This window comes from Ignavibacteriales bacterium, from assembly GCA_026390595.1.
Classification (GTDB): Bacteria; Bacteroidota; Ignavibacteria; order UBA10030; family UBA10030; genus UBA9647.
Map to the genome: position 1 here is coordinate 143,947 of JAPLFQ010000015.1, position 17,470 is coordinate 161,416.

Below are 17,470 nucleotides of genomic sequence, written 5' to 3' on the forward strand. Positions count from 1 at the left end.
CTGCATGGCCAGGTTGAAGTGCGTTATTTTTGACATGGATGGTACTCTGACTCAGACGAATCGCCTGATCTTCGATTCATTCAATTATATGGCGATGAAGTATCAAGGGAAGAAATACTCCGAGCCGGAAATCACGGCGATGTTTGGACCTCCTGAAGAAGGGGCTCTCGTGAACATCGTGGGGCACGAAAACATCCGGCAGGCCATGAAGGAATACCTTGAATTCTACAGCGCGAACCACAATACGCTGGCCCGGCTCTATCCCGGAATCAAGGACGTAGTCGCTGATTTGAAAACAAGAAATGTCCATGTCGCTCTCTTTACTGGAAAAGGGATCGATACGACGACGATTACAATGGACAAGTTCGGATTGACCCCGTACTTCGACTATGTGGTGACCGGAAGCGACGTCGTGAACCACAAACCTTCGGCAGACGGTATCCGGAAAATAATGCACCACTTTAGACTTCAGCCGGACGAAGTGCTGATGGTCGGTGACGCAGTGCCCGACGTCAGGGCGTCGCACGAAGCAGGTGTAAGAATCGCTGCCGTGCTCTGGGATTCCTACGGCAAAGAGAAGGTTCTCCAGATGAAAACGGACTACGTTTTCCACGATGTAAAAGAATTCGCGGAATGGTTGAGGGGGCAGTTTGGCTGAGGATCAGGAACGGCAACTGAAACGCCAGTGGTTGATGTGGCGCCTCGTGCTTCAATACGGAATCGGCGCTATTGTCTTGGTCTTTTTCGTGACAACGAGCCTCCACTTTCGTTATACGCCGGACGAAACGTACATCTATTTGCAGTACGGAAGGAACATTGCCCGGGGAGAGGGGTTTTCGTTTAACGCGGGGACGCTGAGCTACGGCGTCGCGAGCCCGCTGTGGGCCCTCCTGATTGCAGCCGGCACGAAGCTCAGTCTCGATCCGTATTTCGTTGCGAAAACGCTGGACATCGTTTTCGCGAGTTTCTCGATCATTGGCGTCATGGCCTTTGCATTTGTACTCATCCGTGATCGCATCTATGCGTTGGCCGCGGCGTTGATGTTCTCGTTTGATGCGTGGTTCCTGCGCTGGTCGGGCTCCGGCGTTGAGACTTCGCTTGCACTGCTTCTTGTCATGCTGACTCTCTGGTACGCCTACAAAAAGGAGTACCTGACCTCCGCGCTTGTTGCCGGCCTCCTGACACTTGTGCGGCCCGAGGGCGCGTTGTTGTTTATTGCCGTACTGGTTGACTGTGCATTGAACACGAAGGAACGTGCGACGGTCGCGAGGAGTCTCCTGGGCTCCTCGCTCATTTTCTGCGTCGTTGCGGGGTCATGGTTGCTGTACGCATATGTTCAGTTTGGCTCGATTGTTCCAAATCCGTTTCATGCTCACTCAGCGGAAGCCTTTTCGGTGTGGCGGCTGTGGCGGTCCATCGTGGTAGATCTCACGATTATCGGGGCAACGCAGCTCGTGCTGTCCATGTTTCTCGTAGCAGGAATCGTCATTGCCGTCAGAAAATCCGGGTGGCGGGCTCTCAAGGAAGATGGATTCCCGCTTCTCTGGCTGCTTCTGCTGCCAGTGGCCTATGCGGTAATGAATATTCAGGTTGTTTCGAGGTACCTGCTTCTGATTCTCCCGGTTGTCGTGATCTATGGTGTGTGGGGGATCAAGCGACTTGAGATTGCTTCGGTTGTCCCGGCGCGTCGGGGACTGTTTATACTTCTTGTCGTTGCGGCGGTTTCTCTGGCACAGAACCAGTTTGTGTACAGAAAATGGATCGTCCCGCATATGGCAATGTTTGAACTTGGCTCGGAGGAGTGCCTCAAGCCGATCGCATACTGGTTGCGCTCCAATACTCCGGCGGGCTCGTCCGTGCTCACACCGCACATCGGAGTGCTGGGATACATATCCGAACGCACTATCTATGATACGCAGGGGCTTGTGTCGCCCGATGTGATGCGGGCATTTGATGGCATGGACTACGATGGCGCGATGAAAGGCCGTCGCTATCAACCGGCAGTGCATCCCGACTTTGTTGTCGATCGTTCGCCTGTTCCGGATCGGCTCGCCTCGGATAGTCTCATGTCGGTGATGACGAGACCGTTTTCCGGCTTCGGATTGGCGAAGCCCGATTGGGAGTACTTCACACTCTACAAGGTAATGAAATGAGGAAGCGAATTCTCTGTTCGTTGTTCCTTCTTGCTCCCGCATTGGGGGCGCAGGAAATTCTCTCGGAACGCGTCAAAGGACTCCGAGTCTATGGATCGGATCAGGCAGGTCTTCCTGTCGCGGGCATGCAGTCCCGTCCGATTACCATCGAGTTCGATGTCGTGGAAGAATCGGCCCCCGACGTCCGCCTCCGTGTGCTGCATTGCGACCGCGACTGGAATGTCACGCAGAACAACTTCATCAACGACAACATGCAAAACAAGTCGAAAGAGGCTCTCCGCTATGAGCCGGCCCCGGCCGGGACGCAGTTCTATCGGTTCCACTACGTGGTGAGCATACCGGGGATCTCGGGCCTTGACCGCTTCACACAATCGGGGAATTACATTTTCGAGATTACCGACAGAGAATGGGTCAACGTCCTCGCACGCGGCAGGTTTTTCGTCACGGAGGGAGTTATCGCTCCCTCGATGAAGGTGACCAATCGGTCGCTTCCTTCTGAGATTAACCCGTACAACCAGGTCAACAGGATCGAGATCGCGTTCGTCATTCCCCCCCGCGCGGACGATCAGAGCGAGATACTGTTTCCGATCAACTTCAGGACGGTCGACCTGTACAGAAATCGCCAGCTCTACACGCCGTGGCGAATCGATGCTGACGACAGCAGCCCGAACACGTTCATCGACGGATTTGGCACATCGAAAATGAAATTTATCGTGGATAATGTCACGCCAGGCACCAGTTATCGTCGCATCGATGTGAGGAACGTGGATGAATATCCGGAAGGATCCCAGCTCCGTGCCCGGCGCGGCGCCGACGTCAGCCGGTTTCAGCTTCCGGCCAAAGGCGACAGTCACGGTACGTCAACGCTCACCCAGGGATCGCGCTATGCAGACTACGTCCCGTTTCGGTTTGAGCTCGCGTCGGAGACCCGCCAGTTCGAGTCCGTCTACGTTGTCGGGGATTTCAACGGCTGGAGACTGTCACCGGATTGTCTCATGGTCTATGACGTCGAGACAGGCCGCTACATCTGGCAGACGACAATCCGGCGTGGTGCATACGACTATCAATACGTGGTTGGCCCCAATGATTGGATCAGTCTCGAAGGAAACGATTGGAGGACGATCAACCTGTACTCAGCCCTTGTGTACTATCGCGACAGCCGCTACGGCGGATTCGACCGCATCATAGGATTCATCCAACGGTCGAGCCCCGGCGGGAATCAACCAACATCAGACTAATGCCTTCTGAGGGATACCAACCTATGGAAAAAATCAAAGTCGGAGTCGTGGGGACGGGCCATCTCGGCAACCTCCATGCGAAAATGTACTCTCAGATTTCCACCGCCGACCTTGTCGGTGTGTATGATGCTGACTTCGCGAAAGCAGAGCGCGTTGCGGCAGAACACGGCACGAAAGCGTACTCTGATCTCGGAAAGCTCCTGGAGCAGGTGCAGGCTGTCAACATTGCCACAACCACAACCGCCCACTACGAAGTGGCAATGCAGTCGCTGCAGCGGGGTATCCACACGTTCATCGAAAAGCCGATTACAGAGACGATCGACCAGGCCAAAGAGCTTGTGGCGCTTGCGGGGGCGAAGAAACTCGCTCTCCAAGTAGGGCACATCGAACGCTTCAATCCGGCTATCCTCGCGCTGGAACAATACAAGATCCGTCCGTTGTTCATAGAATCACACCGGCTCGCCCAGTTCAATCCACGCGGGTCTGAAGTCGCCGTCGTTCTGGATCTCATGATCCACGATATCGATCTGATCCTGAGCCTCGTGAAGTCCCGCGTCGTGCGGATGGATGCAAACGGAGTGGCAGTGGTGTCGGGAAGCGAGGATATTGCAAACGCGCGGCTTCAATTTGAAAATGGGTGTGTGGCCAATGTCACTGCGAGCCGCATCTCGCAGAACAAAATGCGCAAGATGAGGCTCTTCCAGAATGACGCATACATCTCCATTGATTTCTCCCAGGGCCTTGCAGAAGTCTTTCGACTCGTCGATGAAGGGGATCCCAACGTCAAACCAACCATGATGCTGGGCAAAATTGATCTGGGACAGAAGAAGCGTCTCATCGTGTACGAGCAGCCGGAAGTCAAGGAAGTGAATGCGTTGAAATATGAACTGGAACTCTTTCTGAAGTCCGTGATGGATGGGACCGAACCGCCGGTGACAGGGCAGGACGGGCTGCAGGCCCTCGAAGTGGCACGGGAAATCCTTTCCATCATTTCTCAGAGCACGGCGCGTCTCCTGGCGCAAAGTTAGAAAGTACTATCAGTCATCTCATGCTGGATCATCTTGACATACAGGAACCGCTCCTGCGGCGCATCGGTGACATTGCAGACGGCGCTTTAGTCCAGGCATTCGTTGTCGGCGGCTTCGTGCGCGATCTCCTGCTGGGGAAGCAGGTCCGGGACATCGACATTGTTGTGGTCGGGCAGGGGGTGAGCTTCGGCGAACGTGTGGCGCGTGAACTTGGAGGCACCAACCTCGTCGTATTTGAGAAATTTGGCACGGCGATGGTGCAGCTTGATGAATGGAAACTGGAGTTCGTCGGCGCGAGGAAGGAAAGCTACGCCAAAGATTCGCGCAAGCCCGCAGTCGAAGTTGGAACGATCGGTGATGATCTCGCTCGCCGCGATTTCACCGTGAATGCGATGGCCGTCTCACTCAATGCCGCCGATTTCGGACGTCTGCTCGATCCGTTCAACGGACAGCAGGCGCTGCAGGAGGGAATCCTGCAAACGCCTCTCGAGCCCGAAGCGACATTTGACGACGATCCGCTCCGCATCATGAGGGCCTTTCGGTTCGCGTCGCAGCTCGGATTCTCAGTTGATCCCGTTGTCTTGGAGGCGGCTGCGAAAATGGCGCCTCGCCTGAAGATCGTCTCCCAGGAGAGGATCACAGATGAATTCATGAAAATTCTCGCCAGCGCCAAACCATCCGTTGGGCTGCAGTTGATGCACATCACCGGCGTGATGAAAATCGTGTTTCCCGAGGTTGCGCACATGGGCGGTATCGACCAGCGGCAAGATTTTCATCACAAAGATGTCCTACAGCATACATTCAGGGTTGTCGACAATGTTGCTGAAGCCTCAACGGACGTCTGGTTGAGGCTTGCCGCTCTTCTGCATGATATCGCGAAACCCAGAACGAAAGCGTTCAGAGAGGATGTCGGTTGGACTTTCCACGGGCACGAGGAACTGGGCGCAAGAATGGTGAAGCAGATATTCCGGAAGATGCGTTTCCCATTTGACCGCATGAGTTATGTGGAAAAGCTCGTCCGCCTGCATCTTCGCCCCATGGCGTTGGTCGATGAGGGAGTGACGGACTCTGCGGTCCGGCGTCTTCTGTTTGAAGCAGGGGTGGATGTCGACGATCTTATGACGTTGTGTCGCGCAGATATCACATCAAAGAACCCAAAGCTCGTCGTGCAGGTGCGGCGGAACTATGATCTTGTTGCACAGAAGATGGTGGAGGTCGAAGAAAAGGACAAGATCAGGAATTGGCAGCCGCCATTAAGAGGCGATGAAATAATGCAAGTCTGCGGGATCGGGCCAGGACCGCTTGTTGGCAGGCTGAAGGATGCCATTACCGACGCTATTCTTGATGGGGATATTCCCAATGAACATGATGCCGCGTTGTCGCTTCTGATGAAGCTAAAAGGCAGCATACTCGGCGAGGAATCGCCATAACCCAGCCTTCGCCATGAACAAATCGTCGTTTTGACTCCGATTTAGACCTCTTTTTGGAGTCAGTCTGGCGTCATTCCGAAGAAGGTTAGAAATTGCCAAATCACTCGTATTGCCAAGGGTTTATCGAAACTTTCGGTGTTTTTCGCCGTCTATTAGGAGCGTAACTGCAATAATCAACTGTGTCGATGTTTCTCTTCCCACCATAACTGGAGATTTGTCTATGAAGAAGTTGGCTCTGATCCTTCTCACCGGGATCGTTTTCGCAGGCCTAGCGCTTGCTCAAGGTTCGACTCAACAGACCAAAGTGCTCACGCTTGACAAAGCGATTTCAGTTGCTCTGGAGCAAAACATTAATATCCGGCAAGCTCTCAACAACGCCAACTCCGCACAGAGTGGGGTTCTGGCCGCCTATGGCTCTTATCTTCCCACTGCCTCCGCCAGTGGCGGTTGGACACGGACTGCATCTGACAGGCCGGCGAGCGTGCAATTGCTCTCTGGAGTGCCGATCCAAGTTCCCGCGGCTGTCTCGACAAGTAACAACTTCTCGACCGGCATCTCTCTCGGATATACAATTTTCAACGGCTTTGCCCGCGAGGCGAATTTCAGCCAGGCAGTCTCCGCAGCGACATCTGCCGAGGAGACGGCGGTAAGGACCACTCAGGCGATCGTGTTTCAGGTCCAGGCTGCATACCTGACGGTACTGAGGAATAGGCAGCTCGTGAAGGTGAGTGAAGAAAACCTCAAGCGAGATCAGCGACAACTCGAGCGCATTACTGAATCGAATCGCGTGGGTGCGCTTTCGATCGGCGATGTCTATCGGCAGCAGTCGCAGGTCGCCGGGGATGAAGTCAGTCTCATCTCTGCTGAAAACACGTATGACAAATCTATTGCTGATCTTGTGTCGCTCGTCGGCGCAGACGTCAGCGATGCCTATGACATTTCGGACCCCTCGGTGCCGAGTGATCTCTCTGAAGCAGACTTCAGCGCAACGGCCTCCAAAGTCAGCAGTTTCGAGACTATGCGTCAACGTGCGATCGCTGCCCGGCCCGACTATGTGAGTGCCAAAGAGGGTTTTGCGTCTGCCCAGTCTGGTGTCACCTCGGCCTCGAGCAACTATTTCCCAAGCGTCTCAGCTTCTGCAGGATACAACCTTTCAAACACGGAATTCTCCAAGCTGTCCGACAGCAAAGGAATGAACTGGGGTGTGAACCTTCGGTGGACGATTTTCGACGGATTCCAGACAAACAGGTCGGTCCAAACAGCGATCGCCCAGAGAAGAAATGCTGAACTCACTGTCTTGCAGACCGAGCGGAACATCAGCGTCGATGTGAAGAAGGCCCTTTTGGACCTCGACGCAGCGAAGAAGCAGTACGATGCAAGCTTGAAGGGACTGCAGTCAGCAACACAGGACAGGAGAGTGGCAGAAGAGAAGTACAATCTTGGGTCAGGCACGTTGGTCGATCTCCTGACGGCGAATGCCGGGCTGGTCAATGCCCAGGCGAACAAGGTCAATGCAACGTACAATTACATCACAGCAGGTCGGAACCTTGACTATGTGATCGGCGAGAAGAAGTATTAACGGTCGATCAACTCAAGGTCATCCAAACTTTCTAAAGGAGTTTTTCTCCATGGCAACGAACGGCAAGAAGTCCAAAAAGAAACTCATCATATTCTCCGTCATTGGTATTGTTCTGGTGGTGCTCGTCCTCCTGGTCATCCTGGGCGGCAAGCGTGACACCGTGCTGACGATCCAGACAGAGAAGATCCAGCGCCGGACAATCACGCAGATTGTCTCTGCGACGGGGAAGATTCAACCGGAAGTCCAGGTGAAGATCAACGCCGAGGTGAGCGGCGAAATTATTGCTCTCGCAGTCCGCGAAGGTCAGCGCGTGTCAAAAGGCCAGCTCCTCGTCCGCATCAAGCCGGACGCGTATGAAGCCGGTATGGATCGGGCTAATGCATCACTGGCCATGAGTGAGGCTAACCTGCTCAAAGCCGAAGCGGAGTTCAAGCGCGTGTCTGAGCTGTTCTCCAAGAAGCTCGTGGCACAGTCTGAAATGGACATTGCCAAGGCAACGTACCAGAGTGCGAAGGCTTCGAACGATCAATCAGTGGCGTCATTGAAGGATGCCAAGGTCACGTACTCCAAGACGACGATCTATGCCCCGATGGATGGAATTGTCAGTCAGTTGATTTCCGAGCTCGGCGAACGCGTAAGCGGAAGCACCTTCACGCAGGGGACTCAGATCATGACGATTGCAGACCTTTCGCGAATGGAAGCACGCGTCGACGTCGGTGAAAATGATGTCGTTCTCGTGACCGTGGGTGACACCGCCAAGGTCGAGGTTGATTCTTATCCCGACAGGAAATTCATCGGCACGGTCAGCCAGATCGCGAACACTGCGAAGTCACGGGGCCTTGGAACGCAGGATGAAGTGACAAACTTCGAAGTGAGGATTCGGATCGTAACACCTCCGGGCGTAAGTTTCCGTCCTGGGATGTCCATGGCAGCTGATATCGAGACCGAAACTCACGCTAATGTTCTTGCGGTCCCGATCCAGTCAGTGACAGTTCGCATGCCCAAGGATGATAAAAAAGTTGAGGGCCCCAAGGAAGGCGAAGCTCAGCTGGATGTGAGCAAAGCGAAGAAGAAGGAAGAGGATAAGCTTGAAGAGGTCGTTTTCGTGGTTGCCGATGGAAAGGCCAAAACAATCGTCGTGAAGCGCGGGTTGAGTGATGACACGTACGTCGAGGTCAAGGGAGAAAACCTCGAGGGGACAGAGGTTGTTTCCGGTCCGTTCAAAGCAATCAACAAGGACCTCGAAACCGGCTCCATCGTGAAAGTGGAAAACAAGGCTGCAAAGCGGACGGGCGGCTCCGTTGAAGGCGAGAAGAAATAGAGGCCGCTCCTGATGAAATCACTTGGCTGGTTGTTCTTGATCGTCATGATGACCTGCTCCTCGCCGGCTCAATCGCTGGAAGACGGCCTTGCCCTCTTCAACAAGGGAAAACTTGGTGAAGCCAAGGCAGTATTTGAGGCTCTCCTCAAGCAGAACGAGAACGGCGCTGAAGCACACTACCGGCTCGGATTGATTCTCCTGAGTCGGCAGTTCCGGAATGAGGACGATGCTGTCGATCACATGGAACGGGCTGTTGAGATCAATGCAATCAGTGCAGACTATCAATATGGTCTCGGCGCTGCCTTGGGAACCAAAGCTCAGAATGCCGGAGTGTTCAAGCAGGCTTTTCTGGCTCCTCGGATCAGGAAGGCCTTCGAGAAGGCGGTGGAACTCAATCCAAAACTCGTCGAAGCCCACTTTGGGCTGGCCCAGTATTATTGGAAGGCTCCGGGCATCATGGGTGGAGACATGGAGAAGGCGTGGAAGGAAGCCGACGCGGTGATCCAATTGGATGAAGTCCGTGGCCGTGCATTTAAAGCCGGTATCCTGATTTCGGAGAAGAAGAACAACGAAGCGGTCCAGGAGATCAAGACGATGACCGCGAATAAATCGAATGACTGGCGGGCGTGGCGCGCGGCAGGATCCTTCTACTTGCAGAATCAAATGACGGGTGACGCGGTGGCATCGTTCGAGAAGTATGCTGCGATGAGGCCCGACACCGCACAGTCCTTCCATCTTCTCGCCCAGGGTTACCTTCAGAAGAAGGACGCGGAGAAGGCGCTGGAGTTGGCGAAGAAAGCCCTCTCGCTCGACAACAACTACGGTCCCGCAATAAATGTCACCGCACAGGCGTATGAACTCAAAGGCCAGAAGAAAGAAGCGCGGGAACATTATCAGCGTCTTTTGACCATGGAGCTGTCGCAGGACCAGAGAAAGAACATCGAGAAAAAGGTCAACGAGCTTCAATAATTTCATTATCAACGAGGAAGAGCGGAATGTCCACAATCATCAGGTTCAACAATATCACGAAGATCTATCACGTCGGTTCGGAAGACGTGCACGCCCTTGCGGGAGTCAGCCTCGAACTCAAGAAGAATGAGTACGTGGCGATCATGGGTCCGTCCGGATCCGGCAAATCGACGCTGATGAACATTATCGGGTGCCTGGACACGCCGACGTCGGGGTTGTACGAGCTCAACACGCTGAACGTGAGCGAGATGAACGATAACGAACTCGCTCGTGTCCGCAACAAGGAAATCGGTTTCGTGTTCCAGACGTTCAACCTCCTGGCCCGGTCTGATGTTCTCCACAACGTTGAGCTTCCCTTGATCTACGGCGGCATCAGCTCAAGCGAGCGGAAGAGACTGGCCCGCGAAGCTATCGGAAGGGTTGGCCTGACCGAGCGTATTCATCACAAGCCGAACGAGCTTTCCGGCGGCCAGCGTCAAAGAGTCGCCATCGCCCGTGCCCTCGTAACGCAGCCATCGATCCTGCTTGCGGACGAACCGACGGGTAACCTGGACAGTAAGACCGGCGACGAAATCATGGCGCTGTTCGACACGCTTCAAAAAGAAGGAAACACGATCGTGTTGGTCACACACGAAGAGTACATTGCCGAGCACGCAGACCGCATTATCCGTCTCCGTGATGGCTTGATCGAATCCGATCTGGCCGTAAAGAACAAGAGAGTCGCAGAACTCTCACAAACACAGAGCTGAGAATGAGACAATCGTTGGGAGAGTTTCGTGAGGGGTTGGCGATCGCGTTCAATGCGATTCGCGCCAACAAGATGCGTTCAGTTCTTACTGCGCTTGGCATCATCATCGGCATCGTGTCGGTGACGTTGATGGGAACCGCCATCGAGGGTTTGAACCGGGCCTTCAACAAGAGCATTGCCGCGATTGGTGCCGACGTGCTCTACGTTCAGAAATGGCCATGGGGTGGAGGTCAGGATTGGTGGAAAATCCGGAATCGGCGCGAATTGGCACTCAAGCAAGCCAAAACTCTTGAGAAACAGGCTGAGCTTGCTCGGTCAGTTTCGCCCGTGATGGGAGCCGGCAGAAATGTGCGCTATGCACGGAAACTGCTCGAAGGGATCACCGTCATCGGGACGAACTCGGACTTTCTTTTGACATCCGGTGTCAACGTGGCATTCGGCCGGTTTTTTACTCCTGCCGAATCAGACGGTGGCAGGCCGGTGTGCACTATCGGGTCAGAGGTCGCAATGGAGTTGTTCCCCAACGAAAGCCCTCTCGGTAAAACCATCAAAGTCGGCAGTTACAACTACAAGGTCGTAGGCGTACTGGAAAAACAGGGAAGCTTCCTTGGCATGGAGAGCCTCGACAACCGGCTCTACCTTCCCATCAATCGATTCATCAAGGAGTTTGCCTCTCGTCGGAGCAATGTCACGATTATGGTGAAGGCGATTTCATTGAAGGAAATCGAGGAGGCGAAGGAAGAGGCGCGGGGTATCCTGCGAAAAGCCAGGGGGGTTCGCCCGAAGCAGCCTGATGATTTCGCGATCAATCAACAGGAAATCCTCATTCAAACCTTCAACACGATTGGCGTTGTTATCGCCGGTGTGGGCCTCTTCATCACCGGCCTTTCGTTGTTTGTCGGTGGCATCGGGATCATGAATATCATGTTTGTCTCTGTCACAGAACGGACGCGCGAGATCGGCATTCGCATGGCTATCGGCGCGCCGCGAAGAACCATCCTGCTGCAATTCCTCATGGAGTCTGCGGCGCTGTGCCTGATGGGAGGCCTTATAGGAATCGCCATCGCTTTTCCCCTGAGCCTGATCATCGACACGATTCTGCCGACGGCGATGCCTCTGAGCATTGTCGCCGTCGCCATACTCGTTTCGCTGTTCGTTGGAGTTGTCTCCGGGTTCCTGCCGGCATACCGGGCCTCCAGGCTCGATCCGGTTGATGCATTACGTTACGAGTGACCATATCCATTCATTGAGGGCGGAAGGCTAACGTGCTAATAGGCGAGATTATCAAAATGGCGCTCAACGCCATCCGGATGAATAAACTCCGCTCGGCGTTGACATTGCTGGGAGTTGTCGTGGGGGTGTTTTCAATTATCGGTGTGATGACTGCGCTCCAGGTTTTGCAGAACAGCATCGAGAGCGGCTTGAGCGAATTGGGTTCGAATACATTTCAGATCCAGAAATTCCCGGCGATGTTCGTGGGCGGACACCGCGCGTGGGAGAAATACCGCCATCGCAAGGACATCACCTTGACCCAGGCGGAGTACGTGCTCAGTAAGCTCACGACCGCGCAATACGCCGCGATCGAAGCCAGCACCTGGGGTCAAACGATCCAGACTCTGTCGGGTCTCAAGACAAATCCCAATGTTGCCGTGATGGGAGAAGTGCCGCAGGGAATCCCCACGAACAACTGGACCATCAAAGAGGGACGATCCATGGTCGACAATGAAGAGACGTACGGCAGTAACGTCGTCATTCTCGGTCAGGAGGTCGTCAAGAAGCTCTTCCCTCGTGGAAGTGCTGTAGGGCAGGATGTCAAGATCGGCAACGACAGGTATACGGTGATTGGCGTGTTCGAGCCGAAGGGATCTGCGATGGGCGGAAACAGCGACAATTTTGTTGTGATCCCGCTGAGCAAGTTCCTCAATGAGTTCGGAAAGCAGCGCTCTCTGAACATCATGATCAAGGCCAAAGCGCCGGAAGTTTACGATCAGACGATGGAGGATGCGCGCATGGCGCTCCGGACCGTGCGGAAAGTAGATCCCGGGAAGGAAGACGATTTCGAGATCTTCTCGAATGAATCGCTCATCTCCACGTTCAACGACTTCACCAAATACGTCAAGATGGGAGTCGGCTTCATCAGCTTCATCTCGCTTCTTGCCGCGGGCGTCGGAATTATGAATATCATGCTTGTGTCGGTGACCGAGCGGACGAAAGAGATTGGACTGAGAAAATCTGTCGGTGCGAGAAAAGGGAATATCCTCAGCCAGTTCATAACCGAAGCGGTTGTCCTCTGTCAGATCGGAGGTCTCGTGGGCATCGGTTTGGGCATCTTGGGGGGAAATCTGGCGGCGATCGCGTTTTCGCTCCCGGCGGTCTTCCCGCTGGATTGGGCGCTTATCGGGTTCGCCCTCTGCGCATTCATCGGAGTTGTGTTCGGCGTGTATCCTGCCTGGAAGGCTGCAAACCTTGATCCCATCGAGGCGCTGCGGTACGAGTAGTTTCAGAACGCTGCAAGAAATGAAAAAGGCCGGACGTCATCGACGTCCGGCCTTTTGTGTGTACTGGGGTTCTTCCCTACGCTTTCCGTGGCATCAATTCCCGGACCTTCTCGTGCAATTCCTCCACGTCAAACGGCTTGGTTATATAACCCGAAGCCCCGAGCTCTTTTGCTCTCTCCACCGACGACCGGTCATCCATGATAGTGAGGAAAACAAATGGGATCTTGCTGGCCTCGGGCAGTTTCTGGAGGGCTTCATAGAACTCGAAGCCGTCCATCCGCGCCATTTTTACGTCGGACACGATCACGTCAGGCTTGAAGTCCCGAACTGCCTTGAGTCCTTCTTCGCCGTTCAACGCGATCCGTACCTCGTAGCCCTCGTCCCGGAAGTATGTCTGGACGATGCTGACAAGTTCCTCTTCGTCCTCAACGAGCAACAGCTTATGTGCCGTCTCCATAGAGTATCCCTTCCCGATAGGTGTTACGCCTTCATGCGCTTTCCTTTTTCTTCGTCGGAGAAGATCCAGCCGACCAGCTTGCCAGGATCGATTTCTTTGAAGGAGTCCCAGTATGCGCTGTTGCGCATCTGGCGCGAAGAAGTGTCTCCCTCCGGCGTCTGCTCGACCTGATCCTTGATGATTCCGAAGCGGCGCTTCCAATGCTCCATGTTTTTCGCACGCAAATCAACCCAGCCGTCATGCGCCCATGCGTTGAGCGATTGGTCCGTGACCTTGAGCTCGTTTTCTCCCCTGTACGGAGGGATCTTGATGTCCGGTCCGCGGAGAAGAGTCTTTCCGTCCGGCAGGAGTATCGGAATGCCGATCGAAATAATCTGCGATCGCACCTGGATGTTCTCCCTGATGAGTGCTTCGAGTTTTGCTGCAATCGCTTTGGCCGGAGTCTTGGCTACCTCGCGAACTCCGCCGTAGGCGAGCTTGAGAAGATACGATTCGTACAGCAGTTTCGACAACCGGGGAGGTCCAAGGAACTCGAACGCGATGCTGTCGGTCTGATGCTTCTGCTCGAGCCGCTTCATTTCGCGCGTCGCCGCTTCGAACATAAACCCTGCCCGGTATGTCGGTGCAAGGGTCGCATTATCCAGAGCGTTGATGATGTCGTGCCCGGTATTACCCCCCTTGATTTCGTAGAGTACCGACTCTGCTATCTCCTCTGGTGTCACGAACTCCATCTGACCCGGAGTGGAAATCGCTTCGAATTCCCCTCTGGAGAAGACGCCGTTTTCACCTGTGTCGATGAATACAGAACGCAGCGTCTGGTGCGTGGGTTCCGGGTGCACATCCTCGTCCCGCAGCTTCAGCGTGCCCGCTAGCTTGCGCCCCTTCTCGGGTGGACAATCAATAAGCTCAATGGACTTTCCGCGCTTTCTGATCTCGCCGAAACCGATTTTCTTCCAGGCGATGGCGGCCGTCGGCTTGATCTCTTTCGTGATGGGGGCGTCGGGCGTCCTGCCCATGAGGAACAGGAGCATCGTATGAGCGCCCGCGACAGCCGACTTGCCCAGCAGCACGCTGGACGGACGCTCTTCGCTGTGTGTATAGGGAATGTTCAGTCCCATGCCGCCTGTACCGCTGGTCCCGATCTTGACATACGTGGTGGTTCCCACTATCTGCATGCTGCGGTAAAAAATCTGCACGTGACGGATCAGTTGCGGAATGTAGAGAGTAGCGATCAATCGCTCTGTCTGATCGATGAGCGAAGATTCCTTGCCCGATTTGGAATTGCGGATGGCCTTTCGGACCTCGCGCGCCGAATGGAAAATGTCCTGGTACGCGATTCCGGTGGCGGAGTTGATGCAGTCTACGACAATATCCGGCTTGTACCGATCCAGGAGCTGCCAGATCGATGAACGCTCCAGGACCGGTTTCGTGAGTTCATCCAGGAGATCGTCAATCAGCATCTCTCGTAAAGGGGCCTTCTGAAGGATTTCGTCTCGTGGAGTATCCTTGAGGGCGTGACGGACGAAGATATTGCCCCACCATGGAATGAAGTAGTTCTTCCCGGCTTCAGGGTATTCCCGGCGGAACGTTTCAACCGCTTCTTTTGCTTCGTGCTCAAAAAGGGAAGTGACGATGATGCGCTTGGGTTTCTCAGGCATCATCTGGCGGCAGACAGCAGCGCCGACAAGGCCCCAGCCTCCAAGAACAAGAACGGTTTTATTTTGGATGTCCATAGGATTTCGTTGGTATAGTGTTGGATCGGGATCGGTTTTAGGTGATTCAAGTTCTCTCTACAACACAGGCGGTTCCATAGGCCAGGACTTCGGAAACCCCAGCCATGATCTCGGTGGCGTCATAACGAAATCCGATCACTGCATTCGCGCCGATTGCCTGGGCATGTTGGATCATGAGTTCAAACGCGTCCCGTCGTGTCTGTTCACAGAGTTCTGTGTAGAGGGTAATGTTTCCCCCAAACAGGATCTGGAACCCGGCCCCGATGTTCCCAAAGACCGAGCGGGAGCGGACGACGATTCCGCGCACAACGCCGAGGTTTTTCACGATGCGATAGCCGTCGAGCTGGAAGTTGGTGGTCACAAAGGAATGATCCATAGTCTGTGCCCTCGGGTTGTCTGATTGTGATGGTCGGATGGAGAGTAATGAGTGCTCCTCACCGATGAGTCGTTTTGGACTTCAAAAGTTTCTGAACCGTTTCATAGTAGAGATTCACTTCATTTTGGTATTCTTCTCCTGTGCCCGGCCCCTTGAATCCTTCGTGGATCTGTTGAACGACTCCGTTCCGGTCCACGAAAAGCGTCGTCGGATACGCAAAGAAATTGTTCAATTGTGAACGCGTGCGGGCTTCGACATTCGCGTTATCGAGCGACCCGCAGTACAATACGGGGAATGTAATTCCGTACCTCTCCTCATACAGGAGCAAGTTCTTCCTCGCTGCGTTGAAATCTCCGGTCAACTCGAACGAAAGCCCGACGACTTCGAGCCCTTGGCCGTTGAACTCAGTGAAGAGTTTCTGAAGAAGTGGGGAAGCGTCCATGCAGTTGTGGCACCAGGTGCCCATGATGTCGATGAGTACGACTTTCCCCTTGTACCTTGTATCGAGGTTGGTGACCGTGTCGCCCAGGACCGTCGTTCCGGTGAACGCGAAGGGCTTTCGCGAATCCTTCATCGTCGTCTGCCGGGCACTCCGGACATCCAACGATGCCGTCGGCCGCGGGACGAGTGTGAAAGATGTCGCCGGAGGCATGCGATAGTACAGGGTGCCGCTCCACTGATTCTGCGTCCTGGTAAGCTCCATCAACTGTCCTTGCCACCCCGAGAATCGCCCGAGCTGGACCGAGTTGCCCTCCTGTTTTCCGCACATCAATCCAAGGTCGCCGTCGGCTGCGATAAAAGTCCCGAAAACGGAATCACCGCGTGACCAGAACGTAGCGACCGATCCGCTGTCGATGCCTTCGCGGTTTTTCATGAACACCTGGTATTTGCCGACAAGAGGAATATCAGACGGGGCCTTCGCCTTCGTCGTTGCTTCTGGTGCGGTGGAGGGGCTTGCTTCAAAAGGGTTCGATACGGTGTCTTTCCTGAACCGCAGAAATGTGCCCGTCAGCTTGCCTCCCTTCCAGACAGATTGCATGGCGGCGCCGTACTCGGAAAAAACAAATGTGAGCGAATCGCCGGCGTGATGAATCTCCGGTATAGGCGTCTGCTCTGTTCCGTTGAGGAAATATCCGGACGGTGCGGGAGGAGTAAGGTCAAGATAGACAACGAAGGGGAGCTGTTTCTTGTCAGCCAGAGAGACGGTTCCCTTCCACACGGCCCTCTCAGGAGGAGGCTGCTGCTGGCAACCGGAATACATGCAGAGCGAAACCATGAGCACTACAGCTGAAGCCAGAACCTTCATGCGATCGACTTTCTAAATGAGTCCGGGGTGCTTCCCGGGTCCGAAGAGCGAAAGAAACAAGATCAGGAAAAGGACCACCGTTTGCACGAAATAGAAAAGGGTTATTTGAGAATTGTACGAACGCATCAACACCTCGGCGTTGGCCGGAGCAGTCTGTGCGGAGAATTCTTTCACGAGCTTTGTCCGGCCGCGGGTCAGCCGCGGACCGTAGACCATTCCGTTAAAGACCAGAACAACAAAGAGGATGATCTTCGCCGCGAGCCATCCCTCGTCGAACCAGGAGAGGGGCGAACCGGAATACCGGGTGTGAATATTCCCGATGCCCGTTGCGAGCATGATCACCGCGGCAACAGGGGAGAGGAGGCCGATCGTCCTGGCGATACCGGAAGTAATCAGTTTCAGGTTGTAGTCCGTCTGTGCTCTGAACTTCCTGTCAAGGATGAAGCCGGCCAGGAGCGATGTACAAAGCACTCCAAAGCCGATCAGGTGGAGCAAAAAGACAATCGATACTCTCATGTGGCAACAGTTGAGATCAGTGAATCGCCGTGATTGGGTTCACTGCCTGTCAGGAAGGTGCACCTCACGAACGTGGATTAAGATAAGAAAATGATTTCGAAAAAGGGAAGTGAGTTTG

16 protein-coding genes are annotated in these 17,470 nt (G+C 54.4%); 11 read left to right on the forward strand and 5 right to left on the reverse strand.

The window, feature by feature from the left end:
* Positions 1-4: 4 nt before the first annotated feature.
* The 11 genes from NTU47_06575 (at position 5) to NTU47_06625 (ending at position 12,964) form a co-directional block, all read left to right on the forward strand.
* Positions 5-658, forward strand: coding sequence for an HAD-IA family hydrolase (locus tag NTU47_06575; protein MCX6133464.1), 654 nt, complete (start codon positions 5-7; stop codon positions 656-658).
* Positions 651-2,153, forward strand: coding sequence for a hypothetical protein (locus tag NTU47_06580; GenBank protein ID MCX6133465.1), 1,503 nt, complete (start codon positions 651-653; stop codon positions 2,151-2,153). Before NTU47_06575 ends, NTU47_06580 begins: the two co-directional genes overlap by 8 nt.
* Positions 2,150-3,391, forward strand: coding sequence for a DUF5103 domain-containing protein (locus NTU47_06585; protein ID MCX6133466.1), 1,242 nt, complete (start codon positions 2,150-2,152; stop codon positions 3,389-3,391). The genes NTU47_06580 and NTU47_06585 overlap by 4 nt, the downstream gene beginning before the upstream one ends.
* A gap of 23 nt (positions 3,392-3,414) precedes the next feature.
* Positions 3,415-4,419 carry a Gfo/Idh/MocA family oxidoreductase gene (locus tag NTU47_06590; GenBank protein ID MCX6133467.1) on the forward strand — a complete coding sequence of 335 codons (1,005 nt, stop codon included), beginning with the start codon at positions 3,415-3,417 and terminating at the stop codon, positions 4,417-4,419.
* Between the two features lie 20 nt (positions 4,420-4,439).
* Entirely contained in the window at positions 4,440-5,849 is a 1,410-nt protein-coding gene (locus NTU47_06595; protein ID MCX6133468.1) for an HD domain-containing protein, read from the forward strand.
* Positions 5,850-6,069: 220 nt separating this feature from the next.
* Entirely contained in the window at positions 6,070-7,428 is a 1,359-nt protein-coding gene (locus NTU47_06600; protein ID MCX6133469.1) for a TolC family protein, read from the forward strand.
* Positions 7,429-7,477: 49 nt separating this feature from the next.
* Positions 7,478-8,749, forward strand: a complete 1,272-nt coding sequence (locus NTU47_06605; GenBank protein ID MCX6133470.1) for an efflux RND transporter periplasmic adaptor subunit — start codon at positions 7,478-7,480, stop codon at positions 8,747-8,749.
* A 12-nt stretch (positions 8,750-8,761) separates the two neighbouring features.
* On the forward strand, positions 8,762-9,718 hold the full coding sequence (locus NTU47_06610) for a tetratricopeptide repeat protein (protein MCX6133471.1): 957 nt from the start codon (positions 8,762-8,764) through the stop codon (positions 9,716-9,718).
* A gap of 26 nt (positions 9,719-9,744) precedes the next feature.
* Positions 9,745-10,467 (forward strand): ABC transporter ATP-binding protein, encoded by a 723-nt coding sequence (locus NTU47_06615; protein ID MCX6133472.1) that lies wholly within the window; start codon positions 9,745-9,747, stop codon positions 10,465-10,467.
* Positions 10,468-10,469: 2 nt separating this feature from the next.
* Positions 10,470-11,699 (forward strand): ABC transporter permease, encoded by a 1,230-nt coding sequence (locus tag NTU47_06620; protein ID MCX6133473.1) that lies wholly within the window; start codon positions 10,470-10,472, stop codon positions 11,697-11,699.
* Positions 11,700-11,731: 32 nt separating this feature from the next.
* Positions 11,732-12,964 (forward strand): ABC transporter permease, encoded by a 1,233-nt coding sequence (locus tag NTU47_06625; protein MCX6133474.1) that lies wholly within the window; start codon positions 11,732-11,734, stop codon positions 12,962-12,964.
* A gap of 76 nt (positions 12,965-13,040) precedes the next feature.
* Here NTU47_06625 and NTU47_06630 read toward each other — a convergent pair whose 3' ends face one another.
* Genes NTU47_06630 through NTU47_06650 form a run of 5 tightly spaced genes read right to left on the reverse strand, consistent with a single transcriptional unit; the run spans position 13,041 to position 17,352 of the window.
* Positions 13,041-13,421, reverse strand: coding sequence for a response regulator (locus NTU47_06630; protein ID MCX6133475.1), 381 nt, complete (start codon positions 13,419-13,421; stop codon positions 13,041-13,043).
* A gap of 23 nt (positions 13,422-13,444) precedes the next feature.
* Positions 13,445-15,154: a short-chain dehydrogenase gene (locus tag NTU47_06635; protein ID MCX6133476.1), complete on the reverse strand. Its 1,710-nt coding sequence runs from the start codon at positions 15,152-15,154 to the stop codon at positions 13,445-13,447.
* A gap of 46 nt (positions 15,155-15,200) precedes the next feature.
* Positions 15,201-15,530 carry a YbjQ family protein gene (locus NTU47_06640; protein ID MCX6133477.1) on the reverse strand — a complete coding sequence of 110 codons (330 nt, stop codon included), beginning with the start codon at positions 15,528-15,530 and terminating at the stop codon, positions 15,201-15,203.
* Between the two features lie 58 nt (positions 15,531-15,588).
* Positions 15,589-16,836 (reverse strand): TlpA disulfide reductase family protein, encoded by a 1,248-nt coding sequence (locus NTU47_06645; protein ID MCX6133478.1) that lies wholly within the window; start codon positions 16,834-16,836, stop codon positions 15,589-15,591.
* 12 nt (positions 16,837-16,848) lie between these two features.
* A complete protein-coding gene (locus NTU47_06650) occupies positions 16,849-17,352 on the reverse strand; it encodes a hypothetical protein (GenBank protein MCX6133479.1) in 504 nt (167 codons plus the stop codon).
* Positions 17,353-17,470: the final 118 nt, after the last annotated feature.

Bases quoted from the DNA above. Each gene is read 5' to 3' on its own strand.
- NTU47_06575 (MCX6133464.1), top strand. From the start codon at position 5: ATGGCCAGGTTGAAGTGCGTTATTTTTGACATGGATGGTACTCTGACT.
- NTU47_06585 (MCX6133466.1), top strand. From the start codon at position 2,150: ATGAGGAAGCGAATTCTCTGTTCGTTGTTCCTTCTTGCTCCCGCATTG.
- NTU47_06590 (MCX6133467.1), top strand. From the start codon at position 3,415: ATGGAAAAAATCAAAGTCGGAGTCGTGGGGACGGGCCATCTCGGCAAC.
- NTU47_06595 (MCX6133468.1), top strand. From the start codon at position 4,440: ATGCTGGATCATCTTGACATACAGGAACCGCTCCTGCGGCGCATCGGT.
- NTU47_06600 (MCX6133469.1), top strand. From the start codon at position 6,070: ATGAAGAAGTTGGCTCTGATCCTTCTCACCGGGATCGTTTTCGCAGGC.
- NTU47_06605 (MCX6133470.1), top strand. From the start codon at position 7,478: ATGGCAACGAACGGCAAGAAGTCCAAAAAGAAACTCATCATATTCTCC.
- NTU47_06610 (MCX6133471.1), top strand. From the start codon at position 8,762: ATGAAATCACTTGGCTGGTTGTTCTTGATCGTCATGATGACCTGCTCC.
- NTU47_06615 (MCX6133472.1), top strand. From the start codon at position 9,745: ATGTCCACAATCATCAGGTTCAACAATATCACGAAGATCTATCACGTC.
- NTU47_06620 (MCX6133473.1), top strand. From the start codon at position 10,470: ATGAGACAATCGTTGGGAGAGTTTCGTGAGGGGTTGGCGATCGCGTTC.
- NTU47_06630 (MCX6133475.1), bottom strand. From the start codon at position 13,421: ATGGAGACGGCACATAAGCTGTTGCTCGTTGAGGACGAAGAGGAACTT.
- NTU47_06635 (MCX6133476.1), bottom strand. From the start codon at position 15,154: ATGGACATCCAAAATAAAACCGTTCTTGTTCTTGGAGGCTGGGGCCTT.
- NTU47_06640 (MCX6133477.1), bottom strand. From the start codon at position 15,530: ATGGATCATTCCTTTGTGACCACCAACTTCCAGCTCGACGGCTATCGC.
- NTU47_06645 (MCX6133478.1), bottom strand. From the start codon at position 16,836: ATGAAGGTTCTGGCTTCAGCTGTAGTGCTCATGGTTTCGCTCTGCATG.
- NTU47_06650 (MCX6133479.1), bottom strand. From the start codon at position 17,352: ATGAGAGTATCGATTGTCTTTTTGCTCCACCTGATCGGCTTTGGAGTG.